This is a genomic window from Enterobacter cloacae complex sp. EB5, from assembly GCF_031432835.1.
Taxonomy (GTDB): domain Bacteria; phylum Pseudomonadota; class Gammaproteobacteria; order Enterobacterales; family Enterobacteriaceae; genus Enterobacter; species Enterobacter hormaechei_C.
On sequence record NZ_CP133860.1, the window covers coordinates 3,709,305 to 3,731,593 of the forward strand.

A 22,289-nucleotide genomic window follows, 5' to 3' on the forward strand; every position below is an offset into this window, starting at 1 on the left:
CGCATCGCAAATTTTAGCCCATGACTGCCAGAATAATCGGGAAGATAAACGGCGCGACCAGGGAAGTGATAATCCCGCAGATCACCAGCGCCAGCGAGCTGAATGCTCCTTCCTGATAATCAAGTTCCGCGCAGCGTGCGGTGCCCAGCGCGTGCGAGGCGGTACCCATCGCCAGACCGCGTGCCGCTTTGGTCCGAATTTTCATGATATTCAGCAGCGTATGACCAAACACCGCGCCCAGGATACCGACGAAAATCACGCACACGGCGCTGATGGCCGGAATGCCCCCGATGCTGCCGCCCACGGCCATGGCAATCGGCGTGGTGACGGATTTAGGCAGGATAGAGGCGGCGATCTGCGGCGACGCGCCCATCAATAAGGCCACCGAGGTGCCGGTGATCATCGCAACAAGGCTACCCACAAAGCAGATGGTAATAATGGATTTCCAGCGCGCGCGGATCTGATGCAGTTGCTCATATAAAGGAAACGCCAGCGCCACCACGGCAGGCTGCAACAAATCATTGAGGATCTTGCTCCCGGCGAAGTAACGTTCATAAGGAATGCCGGTGAGCAGCAGAAAAGGAATAATCACCACCATGGCGACCAGCAGCGGGTTCAGCAACGGCATTTTGAAACGCACCGCAAGCTTACGCGCAGCAAAGAACACCACCAGGGTTAACGGCAGGGACCACCAGATATTCGCCATCATTTTTTTGTTTTCTCCCCGACCACTTTACGTTCGCCATGCACAATATGTGAACTCCAGCTGACGACCATGAAAACCACCAGCGTACTGATGGCGCAGGAGACCACAATCGGGCCGAACTGCGCTTTAAGCACATCGTAATACTGCATAACCCCAACGCCGATAGGCACAAAAAGCAGGGCCATATAGCGAATGAGAACGAAGCACCCTGGGTTGACCCATTTCGCGGGCAGCACCTGTAATGCCAGCAGCACAAACAGGATCAGCATGCCGATAATGCTGCCGGGTATCGTAATCGGCAGCAGCGAAGCGATAAAAATACCGGCGTACAGGCAGGCATAAATCAGGACGAAGGCGCGAAGGTATTGCCAGATAGTATTCAGTGATTTGCTCATGGTGAAAGTCCTTGCTGAGACGTATTCATCATACAATTAAACCTGAAAATGTGCCACGGATCACATCATGAATTTTGGGCATACCAGACATTCCGCAATGGAACGCCGGGCTTTCAACATACATAGAGAGCAGCTACTATAGCGCGTCTTTTTTCACAGGTACTCAGAATGCGTGTTTTACTGGCCCCGATGGAAGGCGTGCTCGACTCTCTCGTGCGCGAGCTGCTTACCGAGGTAAACGATTACGATCTCTGCGTGACGGAGTTTCTGCGCGTGGTCGATATGTTGCTGCCAGAAAAATCATTTTATCGTCTCTGCCCGGAACTGCATCGTCAGAGCCGCACGCCGTCCGGTACGCTGGTGCGCGTCCAGCTGCTCGGCCAGTATCCTGAGTGGCTGGCTGAAAACGCCGCCCGCGCGGTAGCGCTTGGCTCGTACGGCGTCGATCTTAACTGCGGCTGTCCGTCAAAGCTGGTCAACGGCAGCGGCGGGGGGGCAACGCTACTTAAAGATCCGGAGCTGATTTATCGCGGCGCAAAGGCCATGCGTGAGGCGGTGCCATCGCATCTGCCGGTGACGGTCAAAGTCCGTCTGGGATGGGACAGCGGCGATAAGCAGTTTGAAATTGCTGACGCGGTGCAGCAGGCGGGCGCCACCGAGCTGGTGGTGCACGGGCGAACCAAAGAGGATGGTTATAAAGCCGAGCGCATTAACTGGCAGGCGATTGGCGAGATCCGCAAACGGCTTACGATCCCGGTGATTGCCAACGGCGAAATCTGGGATTACGAGAGCGCGCAGGCCTGCCTCAAAGAGACCGGCTGTAATGCCGTGATGATTGGCCGCGGTGCGCTGAACGTGCCGAACCTCAGCCGGGTGGTGAAATATAATGAGCCGCGGATGCCGTGGGCGGATGTGGTGAAACTACTGCAAAAATACACGCGGCTGGAAAAGCAGGGCGATACCGGCTTGTATCACGTCGCGCGCATTAAACAGTGGCTGAGTTATTTGCGTAAAGAGTACGACGACGCGCTGGGATTATTTCAGGAGATCCGTACGTTACAGACGTCTGCGGATATAGCCCGGGTGATCCAGTCGAAGTCCTGAGCGAAGTGTGAAGCGGTTGCCCGGCGCGGAGCCGGGCAACAGAATCAGAAAATCATTTTGAATACGCCGGTTACCACCAGCAGCCCTATCAGAAATATAATCAAAATAACCCACAATAATATTTTCATTCGCCTCTCCTGCGTATGTCTGTCGAAGTAAGTGTAGCAGTCAATTTATAATTAGCATGAATACATGAATTTAAATCATTGCCTTGGGGAATAAATTTCCGGATATGAAAATGTATAACAATATGCGGATTGCCACGCGTTACTAAAAAACGGAACGTCAGTAAGCGTAAGTTGCGCCTTTATTTTTTTTCGAGTTCATGGCGTAATGAAACGTTCTCTTACTTTATCTCTGAGTGCTCCTCTTGTTTTTATGCTGGCCGCCTGCGCGCCGGAACATGCCACGGTGTCTCCAGTAAAAACGCAAGCCGCCGCCGCAGCTGTAAATACCCAACTGCGTCATGCCGACTGGCCAAAAAGCGAATGGTGGAAAGATTTTAACGACCCCCAGCTCAACGCGCTGATCGACAAAGCGCTGGCAGATGCGCCGGATATGCAAATTGCCCGTCAGCGTATCACCCTGGCGGAAGCACAGGCGAAAGCCGCTGTCGCCGCTGAAGGTCCACAGCTGGATTTTTCCGCAGATGTTGAACGGCAAAAAATGTCGGCAGAGGGGCTGATGGGGCCATTTGCCCTGACCGACCCGGCGGCGGGGACCACCGGCCCCTGGTATACCAACGGCACCTTTGGTCTGACGGCGGGTTGGGATCTGGATTTATGGGGTAAAAACCGCGCCCAAATTGAGGCCCGCATCGGTAAGGTGAATGCGCAAAAAGCGGAGCTGGAGCAGACCCGCCAGCTGCTCGCCAGCAGCGTCGCGCGGCTGTACTGGGACTGGCAGACCGAGGCCGCAGTGGGTGACGTGCTCGCGCAGATCAAACGGGAGCAGGAAAATATCATCGGTGCCGATCGTGAGCTTTATCAGCACGGCATTACCTCCTCGGTGGAAGGGGTTGAAACGGATATCAATGCCAGCAAAACCGATGAACAGCTCGCTGACGTACACGGCAAAATGAAGGCCATTGAGGCGCGTCTGAATGCGTTGACCAATACCCCTTCAGTCACGCTCGCCCGGCATGCCTTACCTGACGCAGAGGCATCGCTGCCGTCAACGCTCGATTATGAACTGCTGGCTCGTCGCCCGGATTTGCAGGAGGCGCACTGGTATATCGAAGCCTCCATGAGCGAAGTCGATGCCGCCAGAGCCGCGTTCTACCCTGACATCAACTTGATGGCGTTCTTGCAGCAGGATGCATTGCACCTGAGCGACCTGTTCCGCTCATCTGCGCAGCAAATGGGCGTAACCGCCGGGCTGACGCTGCCAATTTTTGACAGCGGTCGGTTGAATGCGAACCTGGATATCGCCCAGGCGCAAAACAACCTCTCCGTGGCGAACTACAACAAGGCCGTGGTGGATGCCGTAAACCAGGTCGCCCGGACGGCCAGCGAAGTGGAAACGCTGACCGCCAAAAATCAGCACCAGCAGCAGGTCGAAAAAGATGCGGCGCGCGTCGTTGCGCTGGCACAGGCGCGCTTCAGCGCGGGGATCATTGCCGGCTCCCGGGTGAGTGAAGCAAAAATTCCGGCGCTCAAAGAGCGTATTGCCGGGTTGATGCTGAAAGGTCAGTACGTGGATGCCACGCTCCAGCTCACCTCCGCGCTCGGTGGTGGATATCATCACGGCTAACATTGCGCATTATCTATACTTACCTCTTTGCAGATTTTCAGGAGGTGAGTATGACGCGAGTCGCAATTGTTACCGCATCGGATTCAGGAATTGGCAAAACGACGGCCCTGATGCTGGCCGAGCGCGGGTTTGATATCGGGGTGACCTGGCACTCAGATGAGGAAGGGGCGCTGGCAACCTGCCGTGAAATTGAAGCGCGCGGGCAGCGTGCCGAGGCCATTCAACTCAACTTAAGCAATTTACCGGAAGGTGCAAAGGCCATTGAAGCCCTGATTACGCGTTTCGGGCGGCTGGATGTGCTGGTTAACAATGCCGGGGCGATGAACAAAGCGCCATTTCTGGACCTGTCGTTTGACGACTGGCGGCACATATTCACCGTTGACGTGGACGGCGCGTTTCTCTGCTCGCAAATCGCGGCGCGTCAGATGGTGAAGCAGGGGGAAGGGGGGCGGATCGTGAACATCACCTCGGTGCATGAACATACGCCATTGCCGGACACCAGCGCTTATACGGCGGCCAAACATGCGCTGGGCGGGTTAACAAAGTCGATGGCGCTGGAGCTGGTTAAACATAAGATTCTGGTGAACGCCGTTGCGCCCGGAGCGATCGCCACGCCGATGAATGATATGGACGACAGCGAAGTGAAAGAAGGCTCAATGCCGGAAATCCCGCTGGCACGGCCAGGGCATACCAAAGAAATTGCCAGCCTGGTGGCGTGGCTGTGTGACAGCGACGCCAGCTACACCACCGGGCAGTCGTTTATCGTCGACGGCGGTTTTATGCTGGCGAATCCGCAATTTAAGCCGGAAGGGTAGATACCCTTCTCCCTGTGGGGTAGGGTGAGGGCAGCAGGCCGCACTCACTCTTCATCCCGCCGCTTTTCACGATGCTTGAGCCACAGCCGGACCCCAATCACCGCCGCAACAACCAGGATCAACCAGGCCCAGTGTTTAAGATGCTGATCGAGGTTATGCAGCCACGGGCCTATCACTTCGCCACCCACGTAGCCAAGCGTGGTGAAAATCAGCGCCCAGGCAATTGCCCCGAGAATGTTCAGCGGCAGGAAGATTTTCGGCGGTAAGCGGCTCGCGCCAATCAGTATTGGCCCTATGATGCGAAAGCCGTACATAAAGCGGGTGCCAATCACAAACAGCCAGGGACGTCGCTGGATAAGCCGCTGAGCACGGCGAATTTTCTTTTGATGCCTGGCAAAACGTTGCAAAAGGGTCGGGCCAAAGCGCAGCCCCAGGAAGTAGAGCAGCTGATCGCCAATCATACCGCCCAACGCGACGGCGGCGACCACCAGCGAGAATTTCAGCAATCCCTGATGCGCGGCCACCCCGCCCAGCAGCGTGATGGTTTCGCCTTCCGCCACGCTGCCGATCACCAGCGCGGCGTATCCATATTGTTCAATAAGACCGTTGATATCCATTACGTAAACGTCGTCTCCCTTACTGTGCCTGCGTTAATCATATACCCCATCCATTAACCGCGCGGCAATCAACGGAAATTTCCCACTGTACATAAAATAATCTAAAGCCTGCATTATACTTAAGCTATCGCTGACGGGCCGACAACAAGGGGGCGTTATGAACCATGTCTGGGGACTTTTCTCCCATCCCGATCGTGAAATGCAGGTGATCCGAAACGAGAACGAAACGGTCGCGCATCACTATACCCACCACGTCCTGCTGATGGCAGCGGTGCCGGTGGTCTGCGCGTTTATTGGTACTACGCAAATAGGCTGGAACTTTGGTGACGGCACCGTGGTTCAGCTTTCCTGGTTTACCGGGCTGTACCTGGCCATTCTGTTTTATGGCCTGATGCTGGCCGGGGTGGCGGTGATGGGGCGGGTCATCCACTGGATGGCGCGCAACTATCCGCAGCGCCCGTCGCTGGCACACTGTATGGTCTTCGCCGGATACGTCGCGACCCCGCTGTTTTTAAGCGGTATTGTCGCGCTCTATCCACTGGTCTGGCTGTGCGCGCTGATCGGTACGGTTGCCCTCTTTTACACCGGTTATCTGCTGTATGTAGGGGTGCCAACCTTCCTCAATATCAATAAAGAAGAGGGCCTGAGCTTCTCCAGCTCAACGCTTGCCATCGGCGTGCTGGTCCTTGAGGCGCTACTGGCCCTGACAGTTATTCTTTGGGGTTATGGATACCGTCTCTTCTAAGCTCCCTGCATTGCTGGCGTAAATGCCAGCAATGCAGCATCTGGTTATGATTCTCCGCTGGCGACAACGCACGGTGACCGCTATGATGCCGAAGCCAGCCTGTGTTTATCCGTCGACACAGGCGGTGTACGTCATAACGTGCGTGAATCATTATCAGAAGTCTCATCATGCTGAAATTTCGAGTGTCACTCCTTAGTCTAGCGCTGCTGTTGGGCGTCTCCGCTACCGCGCCAGCCATCGCCAAAACGACCGCAGTCGCCACCGCTGCTGCGCAACCCCAGATTGCGTCCGGCAGCGCGATGATCGTAGACCTGAATACCAACAAGGTGATCTACGCCAGTCACCCGGATCTGGTGCGCCCGATCGCTTCCATAACCAAAGTCATGACCGCGATGGTGGTGCTTGATGCACGACTGCCGCTGGATGAAAAGCTGAAGGTGGATATCAGCCACACGCCAGAGATGAAAGGGATCTACTCTCGCGTGCGTCTGAACAGTGAAATCAGCCGTAAAAATATGCTGCTGCTGGCGCTGATGTCCTCTGAGAACCGCGCGGCGGCAAGCCTTGCCCACCATTATCCTGGCGGTTACGACGCGTTTATCCGCGCGATGAATGCCAAAGCCAAAGCGCTGGGGATGAAGAATACCCATTTCGTGGAGCCAACCGGTCTGTCGATCCATAACGTCTCGACGGCGCGTGATTTAACCAAGCTGCTGATCGCCAGTAAGCAATACCCGCTGATTGGTCAGCTCAGCACCACGCGTGAGGAGATGGCGACATTCTCGAACCCGGCGTATACGCTGCCGTACCGCAACACTAACCATCTGGTGTATCGCGATAACTGGAATATTCAGTTAACCAAGACCGGATTCACCAATGCGGCAGGGCACTGCCTGGTGATGCGCACCGTGTTTAACGGTAAGCCAGTAGCGCTGGTGGTGATGGATGCCTTCGGCAAATATACCCACTTTGCGGATGCCAGCCGCCTGCGTACCTGGATTGAAACCGGGAAAGTGCAGCCGGTGCCGGCTTCAGCGCTGGCGTATAAAAAGCAGAAAGCGGAACAGATGGCGACGGCGCAGAACGATTAGGAAAAAGCAAAACGGTAACGCATGTTACCGTTTTTTATGTTTTCTCCCTCTCCCGGTGGGAGAGGGCCGGGGTGAGGGCACCAGACCGCACTGCGTTTACTCAGGCAGCGTCCAGTCCCCGTCGTTGAGCGGACGCTGCATAATTACCGTGTCCCGCCAGTCGCCTTTCTTATATCCCACACTTCTGAGCTGACCCACCATCTCGAAACCGTGCTTTTTATGCAGCCGTAACGACCCGGGGTTATTTTGCCCGTCGCCGACCACGGCAATCATCTGCCGCCACGGTCCTTGTTCACAACGGGCGATCAGTGCCTGGAGTAAGGCCGAGCCAAACCCGCGTCCGGTGGTGCTGGCATCCACATAGATGGATTCCTCAAGGGTGTACCGGTAGGCCTGGCGTGGACGATAAAACGTGGCGTAGCAGTAGCCGACAACAATGCCGCGATACAGCGCAACCAGCCACGGTAAACCGCTGTCGGTCACGCTCTTCATCCGCTGACGCATCTCATCGACGGTGGGGGGAACTTCCTCGAAGGACGCACGGCCATGAAGCACATGCCAGGCGTATATCGCCGAGATGGCATGCGCATCGTCAGGAAGGGCGTCGCGCACCTCGATTTCAGTTTCGGGGAAAGTTTCTACAGCCGACATGTTCTGCCCGCTCCTTGTTTGGAAAGCCAGAGAAACGTTTCTCTGGCAACAGGCAGATACTCTAGTACGTTTGAGGAGAGCTTAACAATCTCTTAAATTTGGCTATATGAGTTCATCAGAGGCTTGCGTATTGTGCTCCTCTGTTTCGGCACTCTCTTTCCAGTATTTCTTCCGCGTTGTCTTACCAATGCCGGGGTTCATACTGTTTGTAGGGTCATTTTCGCGATAAAACTGTTTAAGCGTCTCCGGCGCTTTATACAGGTGTCCCACGTTGTGCTCGGCAGGATATTGCGCGCCACGCTCGTGCAGCAGCGCCAGCATCTGTTCTTTCAGCGCATGCGCATCAACCCCTTTTTTGACGATGTAATCCTGGTGGAAGACATAGCACATAAAGTGGCCGTAATAGAGCTTATGCACCAGCTTGCTGTCGATCTCCGGCGGCAGATGTTCAAACCACTCGGTATCGTTGCGACGCAGGGCAATATCCAGCGCCAGAATATCCTCCACCTCTTCGGAATGCACCGCCTGATAACGGATGGCAGCACCCGCCGCGGCGAAGCGGTGCAGGAACGCTTTGCTGCCTTCTTCCGGCGTACAGGCAAAGAAATCCCCGTCGGCGGTTTTGAAGAATTCGGTGAGCCAGCTCTGCGCTTCGGCAATGCCGTCCCCGGCCATTTTCAGCAACAGGTGGTGCTCATACTTGTCGCGCCAGGTCTTCATCCGCTCCGGTAAATGGGCCGGGAAGACGTTGCCCAGCTTCTGCATAAAGCGGTCGGTGAAGTGCGGTTTGAACAGCGATACTTTCTCCAGCATCGCGTCGGTGCTGCCCTTCATGGTGAAGAAGAACGGCATTTTGTCGGTGCCGAGCTTGTCGATCATCAGGAAGGTATCTTTGCCGTAGCGCTCGGCGATGTCGTAAATGTCCCGGTGCATATACTCGCCCGCCACCGGCAGGTGAGTGAACTCGGCCAGAATATGACGACGGATCTCCGTCAGCACCTCCGGCTGATTGGTGCCGATGTAAAACACCTGCTGCTTTTTCTCTGCCGGGAAGGTATCGAGGCGCACCGCAAAAACGGCCAGCTTGCCCGCGCAGCCGGAGGATTCAAACAGGCGATCCGGATCGGCGTTATAGCGCGCCGGCGTATCGGCATTGATATCGCGCACGCGGGTGATGTAATCGTGGTCATGCGCGTGACGGCCATCGTGCTGAACGTCTTCGTCCTTCACGCGGTCATCGTCAAGTTTGCTGAGGATCTGCTCTGGCGTTACGCCCAGATCGATCCCCAGATGGTTAACCAGCGTCAGCTTGCCGTTTTCATCGATACGGGCGAACAGCGACATTTCCGTGTAAGCCGGGCCGCGCTGCACCAGCGAGCCGCCGGAGTTATTGCAGATCCCGCCGATCACCGAGGCGCCAATGCACGATGAGCCGATCACCGAGTGCGGTTCGCGTCCCAGCGGCTTAAGCGCTTTTTCCAGCGAGTAAAGCGTGGTGCCGGGGAAGGCGAGCACCTGTTCGCCCTTGTCCAGCAGGTGCAGTTTGTCGAGGCGCAGGGTGCTGATAATCACGATGTCACGATCGTAATCGTTGCCGTTCGGCGTGGAACCTTCGGTCAGGCCGGTATTCGCAGCCTGCATTAAAATAATCTTGTCTGCCGCAACGCAGGCGCTGAGCACGCGCCACAGTTCGAGCAACGTACCGGGGAAGACTACCGCCAGCGCGTCGCCCTGGCCGGAGCGAAAGCCCTTACGATAGCGGGCGGTTTTGGCCGGGTCGGTAAGCAGGTGAGAGTGACCAACCAGGCGCGACAGTTCGTTAATAAATGTAGTGTTATCGTCAGTTCGAACAGAAGTCATCTTCCACTCCTTGTGGTGGGGCAAATTTCTCGCTGTAAAGCATAGCGCGATTAGCCGTTGAGCGGTCGGGTATTCATGAGAAAAATCAGAGAATAACCCTGCAAGGTTTTCAGGCTTTGTGGCACACTGCGCTTTTCGCACGGTCTGGCCGGGTGCTTCCCGCGGTTATTGATGAGAGAGAATAACAACATGAAATGGCTATGTTCTGTAGGTGTCGCCGTCAGCCTGGCGCTGCAACCTGCGCTGGCAGAGGATTTGTTTGGTAATCACCCGCTCACGCCTGAAGCCCGCGACGCCTTTGTCACGGATTTACTCAAAAAGATGACGGTCGATGAGAAAATCGGCCAGCTGCGCCTGATCAGCGTCGGCCCGGATAACCCGAAAGAAGCCATTCGCGAGATGATCAAAGACGGGCAGGTAGGGGCCATCTTTAACACCGTCACCCGCCAGGATATCCGCAAGATGCAGGATCAGGTGATGGAACTGAGCCGCCTGAAAATTCCGCTGTTTTTCGCTTACGATGTGGTGCACGGCCAGCGTACCGTCTTCCCGATTAGCCTCGGCTTAGCCTCCTCTTTTAATCTTGATGCGGTGAAAACCGTCGGGCGCGTATCGGCATATGAAGCCGCAGACGACGGCCTGAACATGACCTGGGCGCCGATGGTTGACGTCTCCCGCGATCCGCGCTGGGGCCGCGCTTCGGAGGGCTTTGGGGAAGACACGTATTTAACCGCCACGATGGGCAAAACCATGGTGGAAGCGATGCAGGGCAAAAGCCCGGCGGACCGCTACTCGGTGATGACCAGCGTCAAGCACTTCGCCGCCTACGGCGCGGTGGAGGGCGGTAAAGAGTACAACACCGTCGACATGAGCCCACAGCGCCTGTTCAACGACTATATGCCGCCGTACAAAGCGGGGCTGGACGCGGGTAGCGGGGCGGTGATGGTAGCGCTGAACTCTCTCAACGGCACGCCTGCCACCTCCGATTCGTGGCTGCTGAAAGACGTGTTGCGCGACCAGTGGGGCTTCAAGGGCATCACCGTTTCTGACCACGGCGCGATTAAAGAGCTGATCAAACACGGCACGGCGTCTGACCCGGAAGACGCGGTACGCGTGGCGCTCAAGTCCGGCATCAACATGAGCATGAGCGATGAGTACTACAGCAAATACCTGCCGGGGCTGGTGAAGAGCGGCAAGGTGACGATGGCAGAGCTGGACGACGCCGCTCGCCACGTGCTGAACGTGAAATATGACATGGGGCTGTTTAACGATCCGTACAGCCATCTGGGGCCAAAAGAATCAGACCCGGCGGACACCAACGCCGAAAGCCGTCTGCACCGTAAAGAAGCCCGGGAAGTGGCGCGCGAAAGCCTGGTGCTGCTGAAAAACCGTCTCGAGACGCTGCCGCTGAAAAAATCCGGCACCATTGCCGTGGTCGGCCCGCTGGCCGACAGCAAGCGTGACGTCATGGGCAGCTGGTCTGCCGCGGGCGTGGCCGACCAGTCCGTGACCGTGCTGACCGGTATCAAGAGCGCCGTGGGTGATAACGCAAAAGTGGTTTACGCCAAAGGCGCGAACGTCACCGACGATAAAGACATCGTGACCTTCCTCAACCAGTACGAGGAAGCGGTGAAGGTGGATCCGCGCACGCCGAAAGAGATGATTGACGAAGCGGTTAACGCCGCGAAGCAGTCCGACGTGGTGGTCGCCGTGGTGGGTGAAGCGCAGGGGATGGCGCACGAAGCCTCCAGCCGGACCGACATCACCATCCCGCAAAGCCAGCGTGATCTGATCGCGGCCCTGAAAGCCACCGGCAAGCCGCTGGTGCTGGTGCTGATGAACGGGCGTCCGCTGGCGCTGGTGAAAGAAGATCAGCAGGCTGACGCCATTCTGGAAACCTGGTTCGCCGGTACCGAAGGCGGCAACGCCATTGCCGACGTGCTGTTTGGCGATTACAACCCGTCCGGCAAGCTGCCGATGTCCTTCCCGCGCTCCGTCGGGCAGATCCCGGTCTATTACAGCCACCTGAACACCGGTCGCCCGTACAACGCCGACAAGCCGAACAAGTACACGTCCCGTTACTTCGACGAAGCTAACGGCCCGCTCTATCCGTTTGGCTATGGCCTGAGCTACACCACCTTCAAGGTGTCTGACGTGAAAATGTCGCCCCCGACCCTGAAGCGTGACGGTAAAGTGACCGCCAGCGTGGAGGTGACCAACAGCGGCAAACGCGAAGGCGCGACGGTGATCCAGATGTACGTGCAGGATGTCACGGCCTCCATGAGCCGTCCGGTGAAACAGCTGCGCGGCTTCGAGAAGGTTAACCTGAAACCGGGCGAAACCAGAACGGTCAGCTTCCCGATTGACGTGAATGCGCTGAAGTTCTGGAATCAGCAGATGAAATACGACGCCGAGCCTGGCAAATTCAACGTCTTCATCGGCGTGGATTCCGCCCGCGTGAATAAAGCCGAATTCGAACTGCAATAATCTTACCTTCCTCCCCATCCCCCGCCTGGCGGGGGATGCCTCTCATCTTGTACGAAAAACGGTTAAATTCGCTGTTTTAAGCTACGCTTTTCTCTCAAGCCTATGAAAAAGGCCACAAAATAATGAGGAAAGCAGAATGACGATGATTAAGGGGATAACAGGATCGGCGGTGCTTCTGGCGGCGCTGAGCCTGCCGCTACAGGCCGCAGAGCCGGTTAAGGTGGGTTCCAAAATTGATACCGAGGGCGCGTTGCTCGGCAATATCATTTTGCAGGTACTCGAAAGCCACGGCGTGAAAACGGTCAATAAAGTACAGCTTGGCACCACGCCTGTCGTGCGCGGTGCCATCACCTCCGGCGAGCTGGATATCTACCCGGAATACACCGGCAACGGGGCCTTCTTCTTCAAGGATGAAAACGATCCGGCCTGGAAAAATGCCAAAGCCGGGTACGAAAAAGTCAAAAAGCTGGACGCGGAAAAAAATAAGCTGGTCTGGCTTACGCCGGCACCGGCCAACAACACCTGGACCATCGCGGTGCGTAAAGATATTGCCGAGAAAGGCAAGCTCACCTCGCTGGACGATCTCAGCCGCTACCTGAAAGAGAAGGGCGAGTTTAAGCTCGCGGCCTCGGCAGAGTTTATCGAGCGCGCTGATGCCCTGCCAGCGTTTGAAAAAGCCTATGATTTCAAGCTCGATCAGGCACAACTGCTCTCTCTGGCGGGCGGCGACACGGCAGTGACCATTAAGGCGGCGGCGCAGCAAACCTCCGGCGTCAACGCGGCGATGGCCTACGGCACCGATGGCCCGGTCGCGGCGCTTGGCCTGCAAACCCTGACCGACCCGAAAGGCGTTCAGCCAATTTACGCCCCAACCCCGGTCGTGCGCGAGGCGGTGCTGAAAGCCTACCCGGATATTGCGGAATGGCTCAAACCGGTGTTTGAAAAACTGGATGCGAAAACGCTGCAACAGCTGAATGCCAGCATTGCCGTTGAGGGGCTGGATGCCAAAAAAGTGGCTGCCGACTTCCTGAAACAACAAGGACTTGTGAAGTAACGGGACAAGGCTGTGCCAATAAAATGCCATAACCGCGTTCTGCTGCTGTTGGCCTGTGTGGCCATCGCGGCGGTCGCGTTACCTTTTGTGAATGTCGCGCCAAACCGTCTGGTGTCGGGCGAACCGCGCGCGCTCTGGCAGATCTGGGCATTTACGCCGCTGCTGCTGGGCGCGGCGCTGGCGAGTACCGTTGCCTTAGCCTTCTGGCCGGGGCGAACCGCCCTGTGGCTGACGCTTCTGCTCAGCGAAGCGCTGTTTATCGTGCTGTTCTGGAGCGCGGGACAGGCGGCAACGCAGATGGCCTCGGTTGAAAGCCCGCTGGCGCGCACGTCGATCGGCAGCGGGCTGTGGCTATGGCTGGCACTTTGTCTGCTGGTCTGTAGCGATGCCATTCGCCGTCTGACGCCGCTACCCGTCTGGCGCTGGCTGCTGAACGCGCAATTCTGGGTTATCCCTCTGCTGATCTTCTTCAGCGGCGATCTGAATCAACTCTCGCTGTTAAAAGAGTACGTCAACCGCCAGGAGGTGTTTGACGACGCGCTGGCGCAACATCTGACGATCCTGTTCGGGACGCTGATCCCGGCGCTGCTGCTGGGCGTGCCGCTGGGCATAGGGTGCTACCGGCATCCCAGCCGCCAGGGTGCCGTCTTTACCGTCCTCAACGTTATTCAGACTATCCCTTCCGTCGCCCTGTTTGGCCTGCTGATTGCCCCCCTCGCCGGTCTGGTGAAATCCTTCCCTGCGTTGGCGGCGGCAGGCATTGCCGGAACGGGGCTGACGCCCGCGCTGATCGCCCTTGTGCTGTATGCGCTGCTGCCGCTGGTGCGTGGCGTGGTGGCGGGGTTAAGCCAGGTTCCGCCCGACGTGCTGGAAAGCGCCCATGCGATGGGGATGAGTGCGCGGCAGTGTTTCTGGAAAATACAGCTGCCGCTTGCGCTTCCGCTGCTGGTTCGCAGTCTGCGGGTAGTGACGGTGCAAACCGTGGGGATGGCGGTGATTGCCGCGCTGATCGGGGCGGGCGGCTTTGGAGCACTGGTGTTCCAGGGGCTGCTCAGCAGCGCGCTGGATCTGGTGCTGCTGGGCGTTGTGCCCACGATTGCGCTGGCGGTCGTACTGGATGCATTGTTTGCCCTGTGGCTCGCGCTGCTCAGGAGAAGAGCCAATGATTGAATTTCATGATGTGAGTAAAACCTTTGCGGGCCGTCCGGCGGCAAGCCACCTCAATCTGCATTTTGCCGAGGGGGCGTTCTCGGTATTGATCGGGACGTCGGGGTCGGGAAAATCGACGACGCTGAAGATGATCAACCGGCTGGTGGAACACGACAGCGGGACGATTCGCTTTGCCGGAGAGGAGATCCGCAGCCTGCCTGTGCTGGAGCTGCGGCGGCGTATGGGCTACGCCATTCAGTCCATCGGCCTGTTTCCCCACTGGACGGTGGCGCAGAACATTGCCACCGTGCTACAGCTGGAAAGATGGTCCCGGCGGAAGATCAATGAGCGTGTCGACGAGCTGATGGCGCTGCTGGGCCTGGACGCGTCGCTTCGCGACCGCTATCCGCACCAGCTTTCCGGCGGACAACAGCAGCGGGTCGGGGTGGCGCGCGCGCTGGCCGCTAACCCGCAGGTGCTGCTGATGGATGAGCCCTTCGGCGCGCTGGATCCGGTCACCCGCGGCGCACTTCAGGCAGAGATGAGCCGCATCCACCGTATTCTTGGGCGCACCATCGTGCTGGTGACCCATGATATCGACGAAGCGCTGCGGCTGGCCGACCGTCTGGTACTGATGGATCACGGCGAAGTCGTCCAGCAGGGAACGCCGCTTGAGCTGTTAACCTCGCCGGCAAACGATTTTGTGCGTGAATTTTTTGGCCGCAGCGAGCTGGGCGTCAGGCTGCTCTCGCTGCGCACCGTCAGGGACTATCTGCGTCCGCAGGATGCGCAAATCGGTGGTGAACCGCTGCACGATGGGATGAGCCTGCGCGATGCTCTGTCGGCGTTTGTCGCCCGGCAGTGCGAGGTATTACCCGTTGCGGACGGGCAGGGGACGCCATGCGGGACGATCCATTTTCGCGATCTGCTGGCGGGGGAGGTGACGCGTGAAGTGGGTCCGTGATCCGTTACTCTGGCTGACAGGGCTGTTTATCGCCTTACTCTACCTGATGCCGCACAGCGCGGCGCTGTTTAATGCGCTTATTCCCGGGCTGCCGCGTCCGGTATACCAGCAGGAGAGCTTTGTTAATCTCACCCTGGCGCACTTCTGGCTGGTGGCGGTGTCAAGCGTGATTGCCATCGTGCTGGGCACAGGCGCCGGTATTGCGGTGACGCGGCCTGCGGGCAGGGAGTTCCGTCCGCTGGTGGAGACCATTGCCGCAACGGGGCAGACCTTCCCGCCGGTGGCCGTACTGGCGATTGCCGTGCCGGCGATCGGTTTTGGGCAGGAGCCAGCCATCATTGCGCTGATTTTGTACGGCGTGTTGCCCATTCTGCAAGGGACGCTGGCGGGGATTGCGGCGGTGCCTGCATCGGTGCTGAGCGTAGCGGAAGGGATGGGGATGAGCGCCTGGCAGCGGCTGGTGAAGGTCGAACTGCCGCTGGCCGCACCGGTGATTATCGCTGGCGTACGAACGTCCGTGATTATCAACATTGGTACGGCAACCATCGCCTCGACGGTCGGAGCCAATACGCTGGGAACGCCGATCATTATCGGGTTAAGCGGGTTTAATACGGCTTACATTATTCAGGGGGCGGTTCTGGTTGCGCTGGCGGCGATTGTCGTGGATCGCCTGTTTGAACGCCTGGCCGGATACCTCAGCCAACACCGCCGCGAACAATAAATGAATAACCTGCAAGCATAACGCCACCGATACCGCTGACGGCCATCAGTGCAAAAAGGGTAATTACGGCCAGTTTCGTTGCCTTCATCATGTGCTCCTGTTGTTAACGGAACAATTATACGGTGAAGCGCAGGTGTTAATGAACCATTAAATGCCGTTACGACGCATTTGGCCCCAGCGAGTAAACGGGATAACCATGTTCGCGCCATTCCGTCAGGAGCTGCTGCTGGGAAGCGGAGGGGACTTCGCCGCACCAGACCAGCAGCGTCTGTCCCTCAAACAGTTCCGGCCTGAGCTGGGCCAGGGAGTGGGCAAGCACGTCAACGCGCCAGCCCTGCTGGGTGGCAATCCAGGCTTCGAGCCACAGCCGGGTGGTATCGTGTACGTTCCAGCCGATCACCAGCGCATCTTTGCTGTTTTTATTCCGCGCTGAGGCAAGACAGACGGAAATATAGTTAATCAGCACGCCATCAAGCATGCTAAGCAACGCCTGTAGGGTGGTTTGCTGACACTGAAGCCGACGCCGTAAGGGAATAAAAAGATGGGTGATCAGGGTTTGCGCGGGGTAGTCTCGACCCTGTTCTTTGATCCAGCCGCGCAGACGCTGCAAATTGCCGGTCTGCAACAGCCTCAGCAGCGTTTCCTGCTGCTCGCGCCAGAGATGCTGCGTATCTGGATCGTCCTGGCTCAGAAGCGATTTCACCTTGCCGACCTGTACGCCGTTGTCGATCCAGCTTTTGATCTCGCGGATCCGGTCAATATCCGCATCGTTAAACAGGCGGTGCCCGCCGTCCGTTCTTTGCGGCTTAAGCAATCCATACCGTCGCTGCCACGCCCGTAGCGTAACGGGATTGATATCACACAGGAGTGCCACTTCACCTATTGTGTAAAGCGCCATTTTCGCCCCCAGGCTTGCGCGTCCCCAGCTTAACTGTAGACCCACTTTGCGGAACCAGGAAGATTTGATTCTTTTTTGTACAAATTATACGAAAGACAGGTTATCTGCGGCAAAAGGTGTGATGACGGACACGATTTATCGCTTTTTTGGCACGTTTCAAAGAAAGTTCATCGCCACCAGTGTATGTTACGCGTTTTTAGAATGTGCGGTTTGTGAGTATGTACGAGTTTAATCTGGTGCTGCTGTTGCTTCAGCAGATGTGCGTGTTCCTTGTCATCGCCTGGTTGATGAGCAAAACGCGCCTGTTCATTCCGCTGATGCAGGTCACCGTCCGTCTGCCGCACAAATTCCTCTGCTACGTCGTATTTTCCATATTCTGCATTATGGGGACCTGGTTTGGTCTCCATATCGAAGATTCCATCGCCAATACGCGCGCCATCGGCGCGGTAATGGGCGGGCTGCTCGGAGGCCCGGTTGTCGGCGGTCTGGTGGGGTTAACCGGCGGCCTGCACCGCTATTCGATGGGCGGTATGACGGCGCTGAGCTGCATGATCTCCACCATCGTCGAAGGGCTGCTCGGTGGTCTCGTCCACAGCTATATGATTAAGCGCGGTCGCCCGGATAAAGTGTTCAGTCCCTTTACCGCAGGGGCGATTACCTTCGTGGCGGAAATGGCGCAGATGGCGATCATTTTGCTGATTGCGCGCCCGTTTGACGATGCGTTACATCTGGTCAGCAGTATTGCCGCACCGATGATGGTCACCAATACCGTAGGCGCGGCGCTGTTTATGCGCATTCTGCTCGATAAACGCGCCATGTTCGAAAAATACACCTCGGCATTTTCTGCCACCGCCTTAAAAGTTGCGGCGTCGACGGAAGGGATCCTGCGGCAGGGATTCAACGAGGAGAACAGCATGAAGGTGGCGCAGGTGCTGTATAAAGAGCTGGATATCGGAGCCGTGGCGATTACCGATCGCGAAAAGCTGCTGGCGTTTACCGGCACCGGCGACGACCACCATCTGCCGGGCAAACCGATCTCATCGGCCTATACCCTGCGCGCTATTGAAACGGGTGAAGTTGTGTATGCCGACGGAAATGAAGTGCCGTACCGCTGTTCCCTGCATCCGCAGTGCAAACTCGGCTCTACGCTGGTCATTCCCCTGCGGGGCGAAAATCAGCGCGTTATGGGCACCATTAAGCTCTACGAAGCCAAAAATCGCCTGTTCAGCTCCATCAACCGCACGCTGGGGGAGGGGATCGCCCAGCTGCTTTCGGCGCAAATCCTGGCGGGGCAGTATGAACGGCAAAAAGCGCTGCTGACGCAGTCAGAAATTAAGCTCCTGCACGCTCAGGTGAATCCGCATTTCCTGTTTAATGCGCTCAACACGCTGAAGGCGGTGATCCGCCGCGACAGCGATCAGGCCGCGCAGCTGGTGCAATTTCTGTCGACATTTTTCCGCAAAAACCTGAAGCGTCCCTCGGAGATTGTCACCCTCGCGGATGAGATTGAGCACGTAAACGCCTATCTGCAAATTGAAAAAGCGCGCTTCCAGTCACGTTTACAGGTGTCGTTATCCGTCCCGGACGAGCTGGCGTATCAGCATCTTCCGGCCTTTACCCTGCAACCGATTGTGGAGAATGCCATTAAGCATGGGACCTCGCAGCTGCTGGGAACCGGAGAGATTATGATTTCCGCTTCCCGTTTTAACCACCATCTGGTGCTGGATATTGAAGACAACGCGGGGCTGTATGAAGCTTCCGCGTCAGGCGGTCTGGGCATGAGCCTGGTGGATAAACGCCTGCGCGCCCATTTTGGCGATGACTGCGGTATCACCGTCGCCTGTGAGCCAGATCGCTATACCCGAATTACCTTACGATTGCCGCTGGAGGAGAACGCATGTTAAGAGTGCTGATTGTTGATGATGAGCCGTTAGCACGGGAAAACCTGCGTGTCCTGTTGCAGGAGCAGAGTGATATCGAGGTTGTGGGGGAATGTGCCAATGCCATCGAAGGCATCGGTGCGGTGCATAAACTGCGCCCGGACGTATTGTTCCTCGATATTCAGATGCCGCGCATCAGCGGGCTGGAGATGGTCGGCATGCTCGACCCGGAGCACCGTCCCTATATTGTCTTTCTGACGGCCTTTGATGAGTACGCGGTAAAGGCGTTTGAAGAGCACGCGTTTGATTATCTGCTGAAACCGATTGAAGAAAAACGGCTTGAAAAGACCCTGACCCGTCTGCGCCAGGAGCGTACCGCGCAGGACGTGACGCTGCTGCCGGAGCATCAGCAGCCCCTGAAATTTATCCCCTGTACCGGGCACAGCCGGATTTACCTCCTGCAAATGGACGACGTTGCCTTTGTCAGCAGCCGTCTGAGCGGGGTCTACGTTACCAGCGCTGAAGGCAACGAAGGCTTTACCGAGCTGACCCTGCGCACGCTGGAGAGCCGCACGCCGCTGATCCGCTGCCATCGTCAGTATCTGGTGAACATGGCGCACCTGAAGGAGATCCGCCTGGAAGATAACGGCCAGGCCGAGCTGGTGTTACGTGCCGGGCAAACCGTTCCCGTCAGTCGTCGCTACCTGAAAAGTTTGAAAGAGGCGATAGGGCTGTAAAACTGGTACACTGCGCGCCATTGCATCATCGACATTCGAAGGCTCTATGCTAAGTAACGATATTCTTCGTAGCCTGCGCTACACCCTGAAAGCGAACAATAATGACATGGTGCGCATTCTTGCGCTCTCCGATATGGAATCCACGTCCGCCGGGTTCGACACCTGGATGACAAAAGAAGACGAAGAGGGCTTTGTTCGCTGCCCGGACATTATTCTGTCGGGCTTTCTGAACGGCCTGATCTACGACAAGCGCGGCAAAGATGAATCTGCGCCAGAGCTGGCGCTGGAGCGTCGGATGAATAACAACACGGTGCTGAAAAAGCTGCGTATTGCTTTCTCCCTGAAAACTGACGACATTCTGGCGATCATGACCGAGCAGAAATTTCGCGTGTCGATGCCGGAAATCACCGCCATGATGCGCGCGCCGGATCATAAGAATTATCGCGAGTGTGGGGATCAGTTCCTGCGTTATTTCCTGCGTGGGTTGACGCAGCGGGTGCATAACCAGAAGGGGGGATTTTAAGCCGGGTGGCGCTTCGGCTGACCCGTCCTGCAAAACCCGTAGGCCCGTGCAAGCGGAGCGCCGCCGGGCAAAAAAAAGCCGGAGATTATCTCCGGCTTTTTTGTTATTTCACCTGCTGACCCGGCTTCGCGCCTTCGTCAGGGCTTAACAGGAAGATATCTTTCCCGCCTGGGCCTGCGGCCATCACCATCCCCTCAGAGATGCCGAAGCGCATTTTGCGCGGCGCCAGGTTTGCCACCATCACGGTCTGACGACCAATCAGCACCTGCGGATCGGGATACGCGGAACGAATGCCGGAGAAGACGTTACGCTTCTCGCCGCCCAGATCCAGCGTCAGGCGCAGCAGTTTGTCAGAGCCTTCCACGAACTCTGCGTTTTCAATCAGCGCCACGCGCAGGTCGACTTTGGCGAAATCATCAAAGGTGATGGTCTCCTGAATCGGATCGTCTGCCAGCGGGCCGGTCACCGGTGCGGCAGCCGCTTTCACCTCTTCTTTGGATGCTTCCACCAGCGCATCAACCTGCTTCATCTCGATGCGGTTATACAGCGCCTTGAAGGTGTTCACCTTGTGGCCGAGCAGCGGCTGCTGGATGGCATCCCAGGTCAGTTCGGTGTTCAGGAATGCTTCCGCGCGGGCTGCCAGCTGCGGCAGAACCGGCTTCAGCCAGGTCATCAGCACGCGGAACATGTTAAGACCCATGGTGCAGATCGCCTGCAAGTCAGCGTCGCGACCTTCCTGCTTCGCCACCACCCACGGCGCCTGCTCGTCCACATAGCGGTTGGCCACGTCTGCCAGCGCCATGATTTCGCGAATGGCTTTACCGAATTCACGGCTTTCCCAGGCTTCGCCAACCGCAGCGGCGGCGTCGATGAAGGTTTTATACAGTTCAGGATCGGCCAGTTCGGCAGAGAGCACGCCGTCAAAGCGTTTGGCGATAAAACCTGCGTTACGGGACGCCAGGTTCACCACCTTGTTGACGATGTCCGCGTTCACGCGCTGCACGAAATCTTCCAGATTCAGGTCGATATCGTCGATGCGGGAAGAGAGCTTCGCGGTGTAGTAGTAGCGCAGGCTGTCCGCGTCAAAGTGGTTCAGCCAGGTGCTGGCCTTAATAAACGTCCCGCGAGATTTAGACATCTTCGCGCCGTTAACCGTTACGTAGCCATGTACGAACAGGTTGGTCGGCTTGCGGAAGTTGCTGCCTTCCAGCATTGCTGGCCAGAACAGGCTGTGGAAGTAAACGATGTCTTTACCGATGAAGTGGTACAGCTCGGCATCGGAATCTTTTTTCCAGTATTCGTCGAAGCTGACGGTGTCGCCGCGCTTGTCACACAGATTCTTGAACGACCCCATGTAGCCAATTGGCGCATCCAGCCAGACGTAGAAATATTTGCCCGGCGCGTTCGGGATTTCGAAGCCAAAGTAGGGCGCATCGCGGGAGATATCCCACTGTTGCAGACCGGATTCGAACCACTCCTGCATTTTGTTCGCGACCTGCTCCTGCAATGCACCGCTGCGGGTCCACGCTTTCAGCATTTCGCTGAACGACGGCAGGTCGAAGAAGAAGTGCTCGGAGTCACGCATCACCGGCGTCGCGCCGGAAACCACGGATTTCGGTTCGATAAGCTCGGTCGGGCTGTAGGTCGCGCCGCACACTTCGCAGTTATCGCCGTACTGGTCCGGGGATTTACATTTCGGACAGGTGCCTTTAACGAAACGGTCCGGCAGGAACATGCCTTTTTCCGGATCGTACAGCTGAGAGATGGTGCGGTTTTTAATGAAACCGTTCTCTTTCAGACGGGTGTAGATCAGCTCTGACAGCTCGCGGTTTTCGTCGCTGTGCGTGGAGTGATAGTTGTCATAGCTGATGTCAAAGCCAGCAAAATCGGTCTGATGCTCCTGACTCATTTCGGCGATCATCTGTTCAGGGGAAATGCCCAGCTGCTGCGCTTTCAGCATGATCGGCGTGCCGTGGGCATCGTCCGCACAGATGAAGTTCACCTCGTGGCCGCGCATTCGCTGGTAACGGACCCAGACATCAGCCTGGATATGCTCCAGCATGTGGCCGAGGTGGATTGAGCCGTTGGCGTACGGCAGGGCGCACGTTACCAGAATTTTTTTCGCGACTTGAGTCATAGT

The 22,289-nt window shown here is 57.1% G+C and carries 21 protein-coding genes; 13 read left to right on the plus strand and 8 right to left on the minus strand.

Annotated features, from left to right (window positions below; all coding sequences use genetic code 11):
• Positions 1–13: 13 nt before the first annotated feature.
• Together RHN82_RS17840 and RHN82_RS17845 are read right to left on the minus strand one after the other, a co-directional pair.
• Positions 14–709, minus strand: a complete 696-nt coding sequence (locus RHN82_RS17840) for a CidB/LrgB family autolysis modulator (protein ID WP_015572322.1) — start codon at positions 707–709, stop codon at positions 14–16.
• A complete protein-coding gene (locus RHN82_RS17845) occupies positions 706–1,101 on the minus strand; it encodes a CidA/LrgA family protein (protein ID WP_023295055.1) in 396 nt (131 codons plus the stop codon). Before RHN82_RS17845 ends, RHN82_RS17840 begins: the two co-directional genes overlap by 4 nt.
• A gap of 168 nt (positions 1,102–1,269) precedes the next feature.
• Here RHN82_RS17845 and dusC point away from each other — a divergent pair, with 168 nt between their 5' ends.
• The 3 genes from dusC to RHN82_RS17860 all read left to right on the plus strand — a co-directional run bounded on the left by dusC (position 1,270) and on the right by RHN82_RS17860 (position 4,772).
• Positions 1,270–2,205 carry a tRNA dihydrouridine(16) synthase DusC gene (gene dusC / locus RHN82_RS17850; RefSeq protein ID WP_003859306.1) on the plus strand — a complete coding sequence of 312 codons (936 nt, stop codon included), beginning with the start codon at positions 1,270–1,272 and terminating at the stop codon, positions 2,203–2,205.
• 333 nt (positions 2,206–2,538) lie between these two features.
• On the plus strand, positions 2,539–3,957 hold the full coding sequence (gene mdtQ / locus RHN82_RS17855; protein WP_047053387.1) for a multidrug resistance outer membrane protein MdtQ: 1,419 nt from the start codon (positions 2,539–2,541) through the stop codon (positions 3,955–3,957).
• A gap of 50 nt (positions 3,958–4,007) precedes the next feature.
• A complete protein-coding gene (locus RHN82_RS17860; RefSeq protein ID WP_047053388.1) occupies positions 4,008–4,772 on the plus strand; it encodes an SDR family oxidoreductase in 765 nt (254 codons plus the stop codon).
• Positions 4,773–4,816: 44 nt separating this feature from the next.
• Here the strand turns inward: RHN82_RS17860 and RHN82_RS17865 are convergent, their stop codons facing one another.
• A complete protein-coding gene (locus tag RHN82_RS17865) occupies positions 4,817–5,389 on the minus strand; it encodes a DedA family protein (RefSeq protein ID WP_047053390.1) in 573 nt (190 codons plus the stop codon).
• A gap of 157 nt (positions 5,390–5,546) precedes the next feature.
• On the opposite strand from RHN82_RS17865, the gene RHN82_RS17870 reads away from it, so the two are divergent.
• Both RHN82_RS17870 and pbpG read left to right on the plus strand, forming a co-directional pair.
• Positions 5,547–6,134 carry a Yip1 family protein gene (locus tag RHN82_RS17870; protein WP_003859296.1) on the plus strand — a complete coding sequence of 196 codons (588 nt, stop codon included), beginning with the start codon at positions 5,547–5,549 and terminating at the stop codon, positions 6,132–6,134.
• A gap of 167 nt (positions 6,135–6,301) precedes the next feature.
• A complete protein-coding gene (gene pbpG / locus RHN82_RS17875) occupies positions 6,302–7,225 on the plus strand; it encodes a D-alanyl-D-alanine endopeptidase (protein ID WP_047053391.1) in 924 nt (307 codons plus the stop codon).
• Positions 7,226–7,321: 96 nt separating this feature from the next.
• On the opposite strand, the gene RHN82_RS17880 is transcribed toward pbpG, so the two are convergent.
• Entirely contained in the window at positions 7,322–7,876 is a 555-nt protein-coding gene (locus tag RHN82_RS17880) for a GNAT family N-acetyltransferase (RefSeq protein ID WP_047053393.1), read from the minus strand.
• A 102-nt stretch (positions 7,877–7,978) separates the two neighbouring features.
• Positions 7,979–9,736, minus strand: a complete 1,758-nt coding sequence (gene dld / locus RHN82_RS17885; protein WP_047053396.1) for a D-lactate dehydrogenase — start codon at positions 9,734–9,736, stop codon at positions 7,979–7,981.
• 189 nt (positions 9,737–9,925) lie between these two features.
• Here dld and bglX point away from each other — a divergent pair, with 189 nt between their 5' ends.
• The 5 genes from bglX to RHN82_RS17910 all read left to right on the plus strand — a co-directional run bounded on the left by bglX (position 9,926) and on the right by RHN82_RS17910 (position 16,111).
• Positions 9,926–12,223 carry a beta-glucosidase BglX gene (gene bglX / locus RHN82_RS17890; protein WP_047053398.1) on the plus strand — a complete coding sequence of 766 codons (2,298 nt, stop codon included), beginning with the start codon at positions 9,926–9,928 and terminating at the stop codon, positions 12,221–12,223.
• 136 nt (positions 12,224–12,359) lie between these two features.
• On the plus strand, positions 12,360–13,277 hold the full coding sequence (locus RHN82_RS17895) for an ABC transporter substrate-binding protein (RefSeq protein WP_003859284.1): 918 nt from the start codon (positions 12,360–12,362) through the stop codon (positions 13,275–13,277).
• Between the two features lie 12 nt (positions 13,278–13,289).
• Positions 13,290–14,447: an ABC transporter permease gene (locus RHN82_RS17900; protein ID WP_047053399.1), complete on the plus strand. Its 1,158-nt coding sequence runs from the start codon at positions 13,290–13,292 to the stop codon at positions 14,445–14,447.
• Entirely contained in the window at positions 14,440–15,390 is a 951-nt protein-coding gene (locus RHN82_RS17905; protein ID WP_047053401.1) for an ABC transporter ATP-binding protein, read from the plus strand. Before RHN82_RS17900 ends, RHN82_RS17905 begins: the two co-directional genes overlap by 8 nt.
• Positions 15,374–16,111, plus strand: a complete 738-nt coding sequence (locus RHN82_RS17910) for an ABC transporter permease (protein ID WP_017383373.1) — start codon at positions 15,374–15,376, stop codon at positions 16,109–16,111. The genes RHN82_RS17905 and RHN82_RS17910 overlap by 17 nt, the downstream gene beginning before the upstream one ends.
• On the opposite strand, the gene RHN82_RS17915 is transcribed toward RHN82_RS17910, so the two are convergent.
• Both RHN82_RS17915 and mlrA read right to left on the minus strand, forming a co-directional pair.
• On the minus strand, positions 16,086–16,199 hold the full coding sequence (locus RHN82_RS17915; RefSeq protein ID WP_022648678.1) for a protein YohO: 114 nt from the start codon (positions 16,197–16,199) through the stop codon (positions 16,086–16,088). The genes RHN82_RS17910 and RHN82_RS17915 overlap by 26 nt on opposite strands.
• A gap of 69 nt (positions 16,200–16,268) precedes the next feature.
• Positions 16,269–17,009: an HTH-type transcriptional regulator MlrA gene (gene mlrA, locus RHN82_RS17920; RefSeq protein ID WP_045350289.1), complete on the minus strand. Its 741-nt coding sequence runs from the start codon at positions 17,007–17,009 to the stop codon at positions 16,269–16,271.
• A gap of 218 nt (positions 17,010–17,227) precedes the next feature.
• Here mlrA and RHN82_RS17925 point away from each other — a divergent pair, with 218 nt between their 5' ends.
• From RHN82_RS17925 to RHN82_RS17935, 3 genes are read left to right on the plus strand one after another with little or no spacing between them, the layout of a single operon-like run.
• The gene (locus RHN82_RS17925; protein ID WP_023314534.1) at positions 17,228–18,913 is read left to right on the plus strand and encodes a sensor histidine kinase; all 1,686 of its coding nucleotides are present in this window, start codon (positions 17,228–17,230) and stop codon (positions 18,911–18,913) included.
• Entirely contained in the window at positions 18,907–19,626 is a 720-nt protein-coding gene (btsR, locus tag RHN82_RS17930) for a two-component system response regulator BtsR (RefSeq protein ID WP_022648676.1), read from the plus strand. The genes RHN82_RS17925 and btsR overlap by 7 nt, the downstream gene beginning before the upstream one ends.
• 46 nt (positions 19,627–19,672) lie before the next feature.
• Positions 19,673–20,149 (plus strand): DUF1456 family protein, encoded by a 477-nt coding sequence (locus tag RHN82_RS17935; protein WP_047053403.1) that lies wholly within the window; start codon positions 19,673–19,675, stop codon positions 20,147–20,149.
• A 103-nt stretch (positions 20,150–20,252) separates the two neighbouring features.
• Here RHN82_RS17935 and metG read toward each other — a convergent pair whose 3' ends face one another.
• Positions 20,253–22,286: a methionine--tRNA ligase gene (gene metG / locus RHN82_RS17940; protein WP_047053405.1), complete on the minus strand. Its 2,034-nt coding sequence runs from the start codon at positions 22,284–22,286 to the stop codon at positions 20,253–20,255.
• Positions 22,287–22,289: the final 3 nt, after the last annotated feature.